General features: G+C 64.5%; 10 protein-coding genes. All 10 read left to right on the forward strand.

Going from position 1 to position 14,852, the window contains the following annotated elements; translation table 11 throughout:
• The first annotated feature begins 45 nt into the window (after positions 1-45).
• The 10 genes from NLN62_RS27915 (at position 46) to NLN62_RS27960 (ending at position 14,836) form a co-directional block, all read left to right on the forward strand.
• Positions 46-1,140: an ABC transporter substrate-binding protein gene (locus NLN62_RS27915; RefSeq protein ID WP_027523217.1), complete on the forward strand. Its 1,095-nt coding sequence runs from the start codon at positions 46-48 to the stop codon at positions 1,138-1,140.
• Between the two features lie 161 nt (positions 1,141-1,301).
• A complete protein-coding gene (locus tag NLN62_RS27920; protein ID WP_254111003.1) occupies positions 1,302-2,705 on the forward strand; it encodes a 2-hydroxycarboxylate transporter family protein in 1,404 nt (467 codons plus the stop codon).
• Positions 2,706-2,766: 61 nt separating this feature from the next.
• Positions 2,767-5,463 (forward strand): aconitate hydratase AcnA, encoded by a 2,697-nt coding sequence (gene acnA, locus NLN62_RS27925; RefSeq protein WP_254111005.1) that lies wholly within the window; start codon positions 2,767-2,769, stop codon positions 5,461-5,463.
• Between the two features lie 43 nt (positions 5,464-5,506).
• On the forward strand, positions 5,507-6,532 hold the full coding sequence (locus NLN62_RS27930) for an isocitrate/isopropylmalate dehydrogenase family protein (protein ID WP_027523220.1): 1,026 nt from the start codon (positions 5,507-5,509) through the stop codon (positions 6,530-6,532).
• 323 nt (positions 6,533-6,855) lie between these two features.
• Positions 6,856-8,508: an acetolactate synthase large subunit gene (locus NLN62_RS27935; RefSeq protein WP_027523221.1), complete on the forward strand. Its 1,653-nt coding sequence runs from the start codon at positions 6,856-6,858 to the stop codon at positions 8,506-8,508.
• Positions 8,509-8,518: 10 nt separating this feature from the next.
• Positions 8,519-9,904 carry an aldehyde dehydrogenase family protein gene (locus NLN62_RS27940; RefSeq protein ID WP_027523222.1) on the forward strand — a complete coding sequence of 462 codons (1,386 nt, stop codon included), beginning with the start codon at positions 8,519-8,521 and terminating at the stop codon, positions 9,902-9,904.
• 38 nt (positions 9,905-9,942) lie between these two features.
• Positions 9,943-11,133 (forward strand): iron-containing alcohol dehydrogenase, encoded by a 1,191-nt coding sequence (locus NLN62_RS27945; RefSeq protein WP_156944312.1) that lies wholly within the window; start codon positions 9,943-9,945, stop codon positions 11,131-11,133.
• A complete protein-coding gene (locus NLN62_RS27950; protein WP_027523224.1) occupies positions 11,126-11,788 on the forward strand; it encodes a poly(R)-hydroxyalkanoic acid synthase subunit PhaE in 663 nt (220 codons plus the stop codon). The genes NLN62_RS27945 and NLN62_RS27950 overlap by 8 nt, the downstream gene beginning before the upstream one ends.
• Positions 11,785-12,876 (forward strand): class III poly(R)-hydroxyalkanoic acid synthase subunit PhaC, encoded by a 1,092-nt coding sequence (gene phaC, locus NLN62_RS27955; protein ID WP_254111007.1) that lies wholly within the window; start codon positions 11,785-11,787, stop codon positions 12,874-12,876. The genes NLN62_RS27950 and phaC overlap by 4 nt, the downstream gene beginning before the upstream one ends.
• 4 nt (positions 12,877-12,880) lie before the next feature.
• The gene (locus NLN62_RS27960; protein ID WP_254111009.1) at positions 12,881-14,836 is read left to right on the forward strand and encodes an acyl CoA:acetate/3-ketoacid CoA transferase; all 1,956 of its coding nucleotides are present in this window, start codon (positions 12,881-12,883) and stop codon (positions 14,834-14,836) included.
• Positions 14,837-14,852: the final 16 nt, after the last annotated feature.

The following is a 14,852-nucleotide window of genomic DNA, read 5'->3' on the forward strand; positions in this document are numbered from 1 at the left end:
ATGTAAGTTCAGATGTATCCCGAGGTCAAAGGTTGCGCACTATCCATGAGAACCCGCCAACACGCGTCGCCGCTCGACCGTCTGCTTGTCGGCCTCTGCGCGTCTGCGGTGTGCTTCCTATTGTGCGCCGCAGCTTTCGCCGAGAATGCCGACTCGGACGGAAAGGCTGGCGCCGGCGACACGCGAACTCGTCTGGTGGTCAAGGCGACCACGGATATCGCAGAGGCGACCGAGCTGGTTGCCGAGTTCATGAAGCTCAATCCCGAAGTTCGCGTTCAGTACTCCAAGATCTCGTCCACCGAGCTGTACGACGAGATCGCGAAGCCCTTTGGGCAGGCTGCCGCGGTCGATGTCGCCTGGAGCTCGGCCATGGATCTCCAGATCAAGCTCGCCAATGATGGGTACGCATCCGAATATCGCTCGACGGAGCTCGAGGGCATCCCCGATTGGGCCCGGTGGAAGGATCGCGCCTACGGCATTACGGCCGAGCCGGTGGTGATCGTCTTCAACAAGCGATTGCTTCGAGGCAGCCTGGTGCCGAAGGACCGCGCCGAACTGTTGCGCGTGCTGACGAATCATCCGGCGGTATTCCACGGGAAGATCGCGACCTACGATCCCGAGCTCAGCGGAACGGGCCTCCTGTTCTTGAGTCAGGATGTGCGCGTCACCGCCGACACATGGAAGCTGGTCGCAGCAATGGGGCAGTCGGGGGTCAAACTCTACACCTCGTCTGCAGCGATGATCGATCGGGTGAGCACCGGCGATCTCGTTCTGGCCTATAACGTTCTCGGCTCATACGCGCTGGAGCGCGCCAAGCACGAACCGGACCTTGGCGTCATATTTCCTGGCGACTACACGCTGCTGCTGTCGCGAATTGCGCTCATCCCGCGGTCTGCCGAGCAGCCGGAATTGGCCAGGCGCTTTGTCGACTTCCTGCTGTCTCGCACCGGACAGACCTTGCTGGCTCGACATTCCCTTGGATCGGTTCGTGACGACATGAAGCCGGCGATTCCGGGATTCGTGGGTGCCGAAAAAGCTCTTCGGCCGATAGCGTTGAGCATCGACCTGCTGACGTACCTGGACCAGGCAAAGCGTCGGCGCTTCCTCAGGGACTGGAAAGACGCGCTGCGCGAGCATTGAGCCCGCGGCCCTGTCGGCGTGACAGGTTGCTGACAGGTTCGGCGGCGTATCCTGCGCCCAACAAGAAGACACGGAAGACATTCGCGCCGCGCCCACGATTGTGGAGCGCGGGCCGACGTCTACTCCTTGCGAACATAAAAAACATTGGGAGGAATACGAGCATGTCAGCGCAGGACGCGGACGGTATCGTCCCGCATCGTGGGAGTATCACAGGGTCGGAAGATCGGAACTCGGCGAATGCCGGACGCCGATTCTGGCCGGAAGGTTGGTGGCGGCTGACGGACGTCCGGATTGGAATCATCCCGATCCCGATCTATCTTCTGCTCATCCTTCTCATCGGGGCGCTGGTCTATACGGGCGAGATCAAGTCGGACGGACCGACCATGATCGCCGTGCTCGTGCTCGGCGGCTTCACCTGTGCGGAGATCGGCAAGCGGTTGCCGGTGCTGCGCAGCATCGGGGCCGGCGCGATCTTCGCGACCTTCATTCCCTCCGCGCTGGCGTTCTACCATGTGATCCCGGCGCAGGTCGAAAAATCCATCATCGACTTCACCAAGTCGACCAACTTTCTCTATCTCTTCATCGCCTCGATCATCGTCGGCAGCATTTTTGCGATGGACCGCGAGGTGCTGATCCGCGGCTTCCTGAAGATCTTCGTGCCGCTCGTTATAGGCTCGATTGCGGCCGCGATCGTCGGCACCCTCGTCGGGACGGCGTTGGGGCTCGGTGCAAAACACACCTTTTTCTACGTCGTGGTGCCGATCATGGCGGGCGGCGTCGGCGAGGGCGCCATTCCACTATCGATCGGATATGCCGCGTTGACCGGCGTGCCGCAGGGCGAGGTGTTCGCGCAGGTGCTGCCGCCGGTGATGCTGGGCAGCCTGACCGCTATCCTGCTGTCCGGCGCGCTCAATTTCGTCGGCAAGAAATATCCGCATCTCACCGGCGAGGGCCGGTTGCAGCCGCATGGCGAGGATGACTTCGACGTCCATGCCGTGCACGAGGAAGGCGGCAAGGAGCAGGGCGTCGGCCATGTCGGCGTCAGCACGATCGCAGCCGCCGGACTGACCGCGATCACGCTCTATCTCCTCGGCGTGCTCTGCCATCACCTGTTCGGATTGCCGGCGCCGGTGGCGATGCTGTTCCTGGCGGTGCTCGCCAAGCTCAGCCGCGCCGTGTCGCCGGAGCTGCAGCAGGGCGGCATGGTGGTCTACGAATTCGTCCGCACCAACATGACCTATCCCTTGCTGTTCGCGATCGGCGTCGCGCTGACGCCCTGGGACAAGCTGGTCGCGGCATTTCATTTCGCCAACATCATCACCATCATGTCGACGGTGGTCACGATCATGGCGACCGGCTTCGCGGTCGGCAAGTTCATGAACATGTACCCGATCGAAACTGCGATCGTGAATGCCTGCCACAGCGGCCAGGGCGGCACAGGAGACGTCGCGATCCTCACCGCCGCCAACCGCATGCAGTTGATGCCGTTCGCGCAGATCGCGACCCGCATCGGCGGCGCGGTCACCGTCACCTTGGTGCTGATCATCATGGGCTATCTCAAGTGATGCATCCGGAGACCAAGACGATGCTCGCCCAAAACCATCCGCGTGAGAGGATCGTTTGCCCATGAGCAGTCTCGACAGCTTCAAATGCCGCAAGACGTTGACCGTCGGCGGGCAGACCTACACTTACGTCTCGCTGCCCGACGCCGAGAAGAACGGCCTTGCCGGCATCTCCCGCCTGCCGTTCTCGCTGAAAGTGCTGCTGGAGAACCTGCTGCGGTTCGAGGACGGCCGGTCGGTGACGCGCGCCAACATCGAGGCGCTGGCGCGCTGGACCGACGATCGCGGATCAGCCGGGGCCGAGATCGGCTTCCGTCCTGCCCGCGTGCTGATGCAGGATTTCACGGGCGTGCCTGCCGTGGTCGACCTCGCGGCGATGCGCGATGGCATGGCGAAGCTCGGCGGCGACCCGGCGCGGATCAATCCGTTGGTGCCGGTCGATCTCGTGATCGACCATTCCGTCGTGGTCGATCATTTCGGCAATTCACAAGCCCTTCACGACAATGTCGCCCGCGAATACGAGCAGAACGGCGAGCGCTACAATTTCCTGAAATGGGGGCAGGGTGCGTTTGCCAATTTCCGCGTAGTGCCCCCAGGTACTGGCATCTGCCACCAGGTCAATCTCGAATATCTGGCTCAGACGGTCTGGACCTCCGAGCGCGACGGCAAGACCTTCGCCTACCCGGACACGCTGGTCGGCACCGATAGCCACACCACCATGGCCAATGGCCTTGCCGTGCTCGGCTGGGGTGTCGGCGGCATCGAGGCCGAGGCCGCGATGCTCGGCCAGCCGCTGTCGATGCTGGTGCCGCAGGTAATAGGCTTCAAGCTGTCAGGCAAGCTGCGCGAGGGTGTGCTGGCAACCGATCTCGTGCTCACCGTCACCCAGATGCTGCGCAAGAAGGGCGTGGTCGGTAAGTTCGTGGAGTTCTACGGCCCCGGCCTCGACCACATGACGCTGGCCGACCGCGCCACCATCAGCAACATGGCGCCGGAATATGGCGCGACCTGCGGCTTCTTCCCGGTCGACCAGGAGACGCTGAACTATCTCAATCTTTCCGGCCGCTCCAGCGATCGCATCGCGCTCGTGGAAGCCTATGCCAAGGCGCAGGGCCTGTTTCGGACGAAGGGCATGCCGGATCCGATCTTTACCGATACGCTGGAGCTCACGCTCGATGACGTCGTGCCCTCGCTCGCCGGACCGAAGCGGCCCGAGGGCCGGCTTGGCCTGTCCGTCGCCAAGGCGAACTTCCTCACCGCGCTCGAGGGCGAGTATGGCAAGCTGGGCCAAGCCGAAAAGCAGTTCGCCGTCGAAGGCAAGGATTTCAAGCTCGGCCACGGCCATGTCGTCATCGCGGCGATCACCTCCTGCACCAATACCTCGAACCCGTCGGTGCTGATCGGCGCCGGGCTCTTGGCGCGCAATGCGATGCGCAAGGGCCTCACCGTGAAGCCCTGGGTCGAGACCTCGCTTGCGCCGGGCTCGCAGGTGGTGGCGGAATATCTTGCGAAGTCCGGGCTGCAGGCGGACCTGGACGCGCTCGGCTTCTATCTCGTGGGCTTCGGCTGCACGACCTGTATCGGCAATTCCGGGCCGCTGCCGGAAGAGATTTCCAAATCGATCAACGACAATGGCGTGGTCGGCGCCGCGGTGCTGTCGGGAAACCGCAATTTCGAAGGCCGAGTCTCGCCTGACGTGCAGGCGAACTATCTGGCCTCGCCGCCGCTCGTGGTGGCCTACGCGCTCGCAGGCTCCCTCCAGGTCGATCTCGTCAATGAGCCCCTGGGCAAGAGCCCGGACGGCGTGCCCGTTTACCTCGAGGACATCTGGCCGTCGAATGCCGAGATCGAGAAGTTCATCCGCGACAATGTCACGCGTGCGATGTTCGAGACCAAATACGCCGACGTGTTCGAGGGCGACGCCAACTGGAAGGCGGTCAAGGTCGCGACGGGCCTGACGTATCGCTGGAACATGTCGTCGACCTATGTGCAGAACCCGCCCTATTTCGAGGGTATCACCATGAAGCCCGCGCCGACCGGCGACATCGTCGGTGCGCGCATCCTCGGCCTGTTCGGCGACAAGATCACCACCGACCACATCTCGCCGGCGGGCTCGATCAAGGCCTCGTCGCCGGCAGGAGAATTCCTGCGCGGTCGCCAGGTCCGGCAGGAGGACTTCAATCAATACGGTACGCGGCGCGGCAACCACGAGGTGATGGTGCGCGGCACCTTCGCCAACATCCGGATCAAGAACTTTGCGGTGCAGGGTGAGGGGGGCGCCACGCCGGAAGGCGGCTGGGCCGTGCATCAGCCGTCCGGCGAGCGGATGTCGATCTTCGATGCGGCGATGCGCTACGAGCGTGAAAAGGTCCCGCTGGTCGTGTTCGCCGGTGTCGAATATGGCAATGGCTCCTCGCGCGACTGGGCAGCGAAGGGCACCAAGCTGCTTGGCGTCCGCGCCGTGATCGCGCAGAGCTTCGAGCGCATCCATCGCTCCAACCTGGTGGGCATGGGCATCCTGCCGTTCGTCTTTGATGAAGGCACGTCATGGAAGAGCCTCGGCCTGACCGGCGGCGAGCAGGTCTCGATCAACGGACTCACCGACATCACACCGGGCCAGCGCATCACCATCAACATCACGATGGCGGACGGCACGGTGAAGCAGGTCCCCCTGACCTGCCGCATCGATACGCTCGACGAGCTCAACTACTACAAGCACGGCGGCATTCTGCCCTATGTGCTGCGCCAGCTTGCGGCGTGACGTCGCCGATCTCTCAAGGCACGACTAAGACAGGGGAAACAAGATGTCAGGCAGAATTCCGGCGACGTTGATACCCGGTGACGGGATCGGTCCCGAGATCACGGCAGCGGTGACACGCATTCTCGATGCGCTGGGTTCGCCGTTCGAATGGGATGTGCAGCAGGGCGGCATGGCCGGGATCGAGAGCGCAGGCGATCCGCTGCCGGGAGCTCTGGTCGACAGCATCCGCCGCACCAAGCTTGCATTGAAGGGGCCGTTGACGACGCCGGTCGGTGGCGGCTTCCGTTCGGTCAACGTCCGCCTGCGCGAAGAGTTCGGGCTGTACGCCAATCTGCGTCCTGTGAAGACCATGGTGCCCGGCGGTCGCTACGAGGACATCGACCTCGTCCTGATCCGTGAGAATATCGAAGGCCTCTATGTGGCGTTCGAGCACTTCATCGCCGTCGGTGACGATCCGCACGCGGTCGCGATCTCCTCGGGCGTCAACACGCACGCTGAAGCGCGGCGCATCGTCCGCTTCGCATTCGAATATGCCATCGCCCACGGCCGCAAGAAGGTTACCGTGGTGCACAAGGCGAACGTATTGAAGGCGCTGACCGGGCTGTTCCTGCAGGCTGGTCGCGAGATCGCCAAGGAGTATGAGGGGCGGATCGCGATGGACGATCGCATCGTCGATGCCTGCGCCATGCAGCTCGTGATGAACCCGTGGCAGTTCGACGTCATCGTGACAACCAATCTGTTCGGCGACATCCTGTCCGACCAGATGTCCGGCCTCGTCGGCGGCCTCGGCATGGCGCCGGGCGCCAATATCGGCGAGAAGGCGGCTATCTTCGAGGCGGTGCACGGCTCGGCGCCCGACATCGCCGGCAAGGGGATTGCCAATCCGCTGGCGCTGCTGCTCGCGGCCGGGTTGATGCTCAAGCACGTCGGCAAGGACGATCTGACGACGCGGTTGCGGACGGCGATCGAGCAGACCCTGCAGGTCGACAATGTTCGCACTGCCGATCTCGGCGGCAAGGTGTCGACAGCGGATTTCGCGGGCGCGGTGATCAAGCGCCTGGCAACGTGATTCTGCAAAGGCTGGGAATGGAATGTGGTGAAGCACTCTGAGCTATTGATCGCGGCACGGGCGCATGAGGCGGCCGTTCGGATCGTTGGTGTGCCAGACAAGCACATTTCTGATCGGGTCATCAGGCGAAGTCAGGATTCCGGCCCGGCAGTCTCGCTATCTGAGACGGAAAGCCTTCGAGCTTCATGGCAGTCCACCTTGCAATTGGCAGGACCGTCGTCCCGCATCGTATAGTTCGGCAGGAAACAGGAACTGAAGCCGATGGAAGAGAAGCCTGGTGCGTTACGTGGTGCACCGCGGTGGTCGGCAACAAGGAGAGGAAGATGGTGAAGGGCTCTGACCTGTTGGTCGCAGCATTGGAACATGAGGGCGTCGACCGGATCTTCGGGGTGCCGGGCGAGGAAAATCTCGACGTCGTCGAGTCGCTCCGGAATTCGAGGATCCAGCTGATATTGACCCGCCACGAGCAGGCGGCGGCGTTCATGGCGGCGACGCATGGCCGGCTCACCGGCCGGCCCGGCGTTTGTATCTCGACGCTCGGTCCGGGCGCGCTGAACTTCTCGACCGGCGCGGCCTATGCCCATCTCGGCGCGATGCCGATGGTGTTGATCACCGGCCAGAAGGCGATCATGAGCAGCCGGCAGGCGCGCTTCCAGATCGTCGATGTGATCGCGTCGATGAAGCCGCTGACCAAGCTGTCGCGCCAGATCGTCAGCGCGTCCAGCATCCCGACGCTGGTGCGCGATGCCTTCCGCGTCGCGATGGAGGAGCGGCCGGGCCCGGTCCTGCTCGAACTGCCCGAGGATATCGCTGGCGACGAGGTCGAGCCGGTGTCGATGGTGCCGATCCACCCGATCGAAATTCCGGTGGCGCATCGCGCAGCCCTCGATCGTGCCGCCGAGATGATCCTGGCGGCGAAGAAGCCGCTGATCATGCTTGCTGCGGCCGCCAGCCGGCCACGTTCGACCTTCGGCATCGCCGGCTTCGTGCGGCGGACCGGGATTCCCTTCTTCACGACCCAGATGGGCAAGGGCACCGTGCCCGGCGGCACCAGCCTTTACATGGGCACGGCCGCGCTGTCCGAACGCGACTATGTGCATGAGGCTATCGACCAGGCCGATCTGATCATCGCCATCGGCCACGACACCGTGGAGAAGCCGCCCTTCATCATGGGCCCGAAGGGGCCGCAGGTGATCCATGTCAGCTATACGCCGGCGACAGTGGAGCAAGTCTATTTCCCGCATGCCGAGGTCGTCGGCGACGTCGGCCCGAGCCTCGAACTGCTGGCCGACCGGCTCGAAGGCCGGCTGCCGAACGCCAAGGCGCTGCTGCCGCTGCGCGAGGGCATCCTCGGCCGCATCGCCGATCGCGCCACGGAGAGCCGCTGGCCGGTGACGCCGCAGCGGCTGGTGCACGACATCCGTCAGGTCATTCCGGAGAACGGCATCGTCGCGCTCGACAACGGCATGTACAAGATCTGGTTCGCGCGCAACTACCGGACCTACGTCGCCAACACGCTGCTGCTCGACAATGCGCTCGCCACCATGGGCGCGGGCCTGCCGTCGGCGATGATGGCGGCGATGCTCTATCCGGACCGCCGCGTGATGGCGATCTGCGGCGACGGCGGCTTCATGATGAACAGCCAGGAGCTGGAGACCGCGGTGCGGCTCAAGCTCAATCTGGTGGTGCTGATCCTCAATGACGGCGCCTATGGCATGATCCGCTGGAAGCAGGCGGTCGATAGTTTCCCGGATTTCGGACTCACCTTCGGCAATCCGGACTTCGTCCGTTATGCGGAGTCCTACGGCGCCAAGGGCTCGCGCGTCACCTCGGTGGACGCGCTGCTGCCGACGCTGGAAGCGGCCTTCAAGGGCGGCGGCGTCCACCTCGTCGATGTTGCCATCGACTATTCCGAAAACACGCGCGTGCTGGTCGAGGAGCTGCGCAACCGCAAGCTCGGCGTCGAGCCGTCCTGACGAGAGAACGATGCTACAGGTAGTGCAGGCGTTCGACCGGGCCCCGTTCGCCGAGGTCCCGGTCGACGATGTCGATGCAATGGAAGCAAAGCTTGGGGCCGCGCTGCGTGTCCTCGGCGATCGTGACGGCTGGTTGGCGACGCATGCGCGCATCGCGGTGCTGCGGCGGGCTGCCGGTCTTCTGGACGGACGGCGGGACCATTTCGCGCGCCAGATCGCGCGCGAAGGCGGCAAGCCGCTCACGGATGCGATCATCGAGGTGACGCGCGCGATCGACGGCCTGCATTGCGCCGCCGACGAGCTCAGGACCTTTGCCGGCCGCGAAATTCCGATGGGGCTGACGGCGGCCTCCAGCCGGCGCTGGGCCTTCACGACGCGCGAGCCGATCGGCGTCGTGTTCGCGATCTCCGCGTTCAACCATCCGCTCAATTTGATCGTGCATCAGGTGGCGCCGGCGATCGCGGTCGGCTGTCCCGTCATCGCCAAGCCCGCGAGCGCGACGCCGCTGAGCTGCCGTGATTTCGTCGCGCTACTGCATGAGGCCGGCCTGCCGGAAGCCTGGTGCCAGACCTTCATCCCGCGCAGCTCGGCGCTCGCCGAGCAGCTGGCTTGCGATCCCCGCATCAGCTTCCTGAGCTTCATCGGCTCGGCCAGTGTCGGCTGGCGGCTGCACAGCAAGCTCGCGCACGGCACCCGTTCGGCGCTCGAGCATGGCGGCGTCGCACCCGCGATCGTCGATCGCAGCGCCGATCTCGATCGTATCATCGAGCCCTTGGTCAAGGGCGGCTTCTACCATGCCGGCCAGGTCTGCGTGTCGACCCAGCGCATCTTCGTGCACGAAGCCATCTTCAACGCCTTTACCGAGCGCCTGGTCGCCCGCGTTGCAAAGCTCCGGACGGGCGATCCGACCCTGCTGGAGACCGAGGTCGGGCCGTTGATCAATCCCAAGGAGGTCGACCGCATTACCGACTGGATCGGTGAGGCGGTCGCGGCCGGCGCGCAGCGGGTGATCGGCGGCGAGCGTCTGTCGGCCACCACGATGCAGCCGACGGTTCTGCTCGAGCCTCCGGCCGACGCAAGGGTGTCGCGTGAGGAGGTGTTCGGTCCGGCGGTCTGCGTCTATCGTTATGCGCAGCTGGACCAGGCGATCGCGCAGGCGAATTCGCTGCGCGTGCCGTTCCAGGCTTGCGTATTCAGCGAGGACATCGACGTCGCGCTGCGCGCCAGCGAGCGGCTCGATGCGTCGGCGGTCATGATCAACGACCCCACGACGTTTCGGACCGACTGGATGCCGTTCGCCGGACGGCGCGACGCCGGCTACGGCGTCGGCGGCATCCCGTACACCATGCGCGACATGACACAGGAAAAGATGGTGGTGCTGCATCGGCGGGCGTGAGGCCGGGCACCATTGAGAAGAAGAGGAGAGGGAACATGATCGGAAAATTCACCTTTCAATCGCCGTCGAACATTCTGTTCGAGCCGGGCGCCTCGCGGAAGATCGACGAACTGGTGGCCAGCTACGCCGCCAAGCGCGTCATGCTGGTGACCGACAAGGGCGTTCGCGGCGCGGGCCTGACCCGGGGCGCCGAAGCTTCGCTGGCCGAAGCCGGGATCGAGGTCAGCGTCTTCGACGACGTCGTCGCCGACCCGCCCTCGCATGTCGTTGAAGCGGCGGTCGCGGCCTGTCAGACCAACAAGATCGAACTCGTGCTGTCGATCGGCGGCGGCAGCGCGCTCGATACGGCCAAGCTTGTCGCCTATCTTGCCAAGACGCCGGATCGTCTCGATGACATCTATGGCGTCGGCCTTGCCAAGGGAAAGCGCCTGCCGCTGCTCCTGGTGCCGACCACGGCCGGCACCGGCTCCGAGGTGACGCCGATCGCCATCGTCACCACGCCGACCACCGAGAAGAAGGGCGTGGTCTCGCCGGTGCTGATTCCGGACTGGGCGATCCTCGATCCCGAATTGACGCTGGGCCTTCCGGCTGCCGTGACTGCTGCGACCGGCATCGACGCCATGGTGCATGCGATCGAGGCCTATACCAGCAAGGTCAAGAAGAACCCGATGTCCGACCAGCTCGCGCGCCAGGCGCTGGCGCTGTTGTCGGCGAATGTCCGGCGCGTCTGCGAGAATGGCAAAGACCTCGAGGCCCGCTCGGAGATGCTGCTGGGCTCGATGCTCGCTGGCATGGCCTTTGCCAATGCGCCGGTTGCGGCCGTCCACGCGCTCGCCTATCCGATCGGCGCGATCTTCCATGTGCCGCATGGCTTGTCGAATGCGCTCGTGCTGCGGCATGTGCTTGAGTTCAACCTGGCAGCGGCCGAGCCGCTCTATGCGGAGCTGGCCGAGATCGTGAGGCCGGGCCTGCGCGGCAGCCAGGCGGAGAAGGCGCAGGCCTTCATCGACGAGATGACCTCGATCGGTCGCGACTGCCGGGTGCCGGCGTCACTCGCCGACGTCGGGATTGGCCGCGACGATCTGAAGAAGCTCGCCGAGGATGCGATGAAGCAGACGCGCCTCCTGGTCAACAATCCCAGGGAGCTGACGCTGGACGATGCCTATGCGATCTACAGCGCCGCCTACGGCGACGGCAGCAACCGCTCCGTGCAGGCGTCCCATGGCTGAGGAGAGCCAGGCCAATCCGTTTGGGCCGATCGTCGCGCAATGGATGGAGTCCTGGCGCGCGATGGCCGGCGCCACCGCCGGGATCGGCGAGACCTGGTCGAACTCGATGCTGCCCTTCATCGTGAAGCGCGCCGCCGAGAGCGGCTTCGGCATGACTGCCGGCAATGACCTGGCTGAGGCCATCGAGCGGATGGCCAAAGGGCCGCGACTTGCCGACGTGCTGGATTTCGACCGCAAGCTCGCGCATCTGACGGCGGCCTGGAGCGACCTGCAAGGCAAGCTCGCGGCCTATCAGGTGGTGGCCGCAAAACCGTGGATGCGCGCGGCCCAGCAGTTCAGCGCAAGGCAACCGGATGGAAAGGCCAAGGACGCCGGCTGGCGCGAGCATCTCGGGGCCTGGAACGAGCTTGCCAATGAGGAACTGATCGCCAACCAGCGCACCGAGGAGTTTCTGGTCGCACAAAAGCAGCTGCTGCAGGCGGCGACCGAATACCGAGCGCGGCAATCCGAGATCGCCGACACTATCGCTGCCGTCCTGGGCATCCCGACCCAGCGCGACTTCGACGAGGTGACGCGCCAGCTCACCGAGCTCAGGCGTGAGGTGCGGGCGCTGGAGCGGCGCTTAGGTGAAGCGGGATCGCGGGGAGACGCATGAGCAGCGACCAGCCGAACGGGACCGGCCCGTTCGCCGAAATGACCGACAAGATGCTCAAGGCCGGTAAGCTCTTGTCGACCATCAGGGACGACGACGTCGATGTCGGCGCGACGCCGAAGACGCTCATCATGCGCCGCGACAAGGTCGAGCTGTTTCGCTACGCGCCCATCACCGAGCAGAAGGTCAGGACACCGGTGCTGCTGGCCTATGGCCTGATCGGCCGCTACACCATGGCGGACCTGCAGGAGGACCGCTCGCTGGTGCGCAGCTTGCTGGCGCAGGGGCTGGATCTCTGGCTGGTCGATTGGGGCCAGCCCAACCGTACCGAGCGCTGGCTGACGATTGACGATTACGTCGACGACTACATCCACGCTGCGGTGGAGCGGGTTTGCCGCGAGACCGGCCATGACCGCATCACGCTGCTCGGCATCTGCGAAGGCGGCGTGTTCACGACCTGCTATGCCGCGCTGCATCCGGACAAGGTCAAGGGCCTGGTGCTGACGATCACGCCGATCGATTTCCACGCCGACCGCGACGATCCAGACACCCATCACGGCTTCCTCAACCTCTGGACCCGCAGTCTCGAAAGATCGGACATCGACAAGCTCGTCGATACCTATGGCGGACTGCCCGGCGAGTTCATGAGCTCGGTGTTCTCCCTGATGACGCCGATGCGCTCGCTGACCAAGTACAATGTCGACCTGATCGACGTCGTCGACGACGAAGCGAAGCTGATGAACTTCTTGCGGATGGAGAAATGGCTTGCCGACCGGCCCGCCCATCCGGGCGAGGCCGCCAAGCAGTGGCTGAAGGACCTCTATCAGGACAACAAGCTGGTGAAGGGCGAGTTCGTCCTGTCGGGACGGCGCGTCGATCTTTCGAAGCTCACCGCGCCGGTGCTCAACGTGTTCGCGCTGAACGACCACATCATCCCGCCCACCTGTTCGCGCGCGCTCGGTGAGCATGTCGGCACGAAGGATTACTCGGAGATCGAGCTGCCCGGCGGCCATGTCGGCCTGTTCGTGTCGAGCAAGTCGCAGGGATCACTGAGCAAGGGCATTTCGGAGTGGCTGGCGGCGAGGGACTAGTGCGATGACCAAGGACAAGATCGTCTCTGCCGACGAGGCAGTCGCCATCATCCGCGATCGCGATACGGTCTGCACATCCGGCTTCGTCGGCATTGGGACGCCAGACGAGCTCTTGATCGCGCTGGAGAAGCGCTTTCGCGAGACCCGCCATCCGTCGGACCTGACGCTGATGTTTGCGGCCGCGCCCGGTGATGCTGCCGACCGCGGCCTCAATCGTCTTGCTCATGACGGTCTTCTCAAGCGCGTGGTCGGCGGCCATTGGGCGCTGGTGCCGAAGCTCGGCGAGCTCGCGCTGGCCAACCGGATCGAGGCCTACAATCTGCCGCTCGGCTGCATCTCCCATCTCTATCGCAACATCGCCGCGCGCGGTCCCGGCGTGATCTCCAAGGTCGGCCTGAGAACCTTCGTCGATCCGCGGCTGCAGGGCGGCAAGCTCAACGAGAACACCACCGAGGATCTCGTCGAGCTGATGCGGATCAATGGCGAGGAGTGGCTGCGCTATAGATCCTTTCCGATCAACGTGGCGCTGCTGCGCGGTACGACCGCTGATCCCGCCGGCAACATCACCATGGAACGCGAGGCCCTGACGCTCGACAACCTCGCCATGGCGATGGCCGCGAAGAATTCGCGCGGCTTCGTCATCGTGCAGGTCGAACGCATCGCGGCGAGCAACTCGCTCAACCCGCGCGAGGTGCAGATTCCCGGCATCCTGGTCGACTGCGTCGTCGTCGCCGACCCGACCAATCACGTCCAGACCTACGGCGCGACCTACAGCCACGCCTTCTCCGGCCGGCAGCGGGTGCCGATGGACCGCGTCAAGCCGCTCGAGCTCGACGAGCGCAAGATCATCGCCCGGCGCTGCGCCTTCGAGCTGCCACCCGGCGGCGTGGTCAATCTCGGTATCGGTATGCCCGAGGGCGTCGCCGCCGTTGCTGCCGAAGAGCACATGCTGAAATTCCTGACGCTGACCGCCGAGCCCGGCATCATCGGCGGCATGCCGCAGGGAGGGCTCAATTTCGGCACCGCGCTCAATCCGGACGCGGTGATCCACCAGAACCAGCAGTTCGACTTCTATGACGGCGGCGGGCTGGATCTGGCCTGTCTCGGCATGGCGCAGGTGGATGGTGCCGGCAACGTCAATGTCAGCCGCTTCGGCAAGCGCCTCGCCGGCGCCGGCGGCTTCATCAATATCTCGCAGAGCTCGAAGAAGCTGGTGTTCGCAGGCACCTTCACCAGCGGCGGCCTGAAGGTCGCGGTCGAGGACGGCGCGCTGCACATCCTGCGCGAAGGTTCCGCGAAGAAGTTCATTTCCGCGGTCGAGCAGATCACCTTCAGCGGCGATCATGCCGCCGAGACCGGCCAACCGGTGTTCTACGTCACCGAGCGCTGCGTGTTGCAGCGGACGCCGGTCGGCGTCGAACTGATCGAGGTGGCGCCCGGCATCGACATCGACCGCGATATTCTCGGCCAGATGGATTTCAAGCCGTTGGTCCGCAACGTGCGCCCGATGGACCCGAGGATCTTCCGTGAGGGGCCGATGGGGCTCGTCCACATGTTGCTCGGCCGGGGTCTCGCCGACCGCATCAGCTACGATTCCGAGCGCAACACGCTGTTCGTCAATTTCGAGGGGTTTGACGTCCGCACCGTCGAGGATGTCGATCTGGTCCGCCGCGAGGTCGAGCACGCCTGCCGCGCCGTCGGCAAGCCGGTGGCGCTGGTCGCAAACTACGACGGCTTCCATCTGGAGCCCACCGTCAGCGACACCTATTTCTCCATGATCGCCTATCTCGAGCAGCGCTATTACAGCTCGGCCTCGCGCTACACCACGAGCGCCTTCATGCGCCTGAAATTGGGCGAAGGGCTCGCTGAGCGTCACGTCGCCCCGCATATCTTCGAGACGCAGGCCGAGGCACAGCGCTTTGCACGTTCTCAAGCATCGATCGATCCATCGAACAGGTAGAATCTTCAAGGAGGGA

Origin of the sequence: Bradyrhizobium sp. CCGUVB23, assembly GCF_024199885.1 — a bacterium.
Classification (GTDB): domain Bacteria; phylum Pseudomonadota; class Alphaproteobacteria; order Rhizobiales; family Xanthobacteraceae; genus Bradyrhizobium.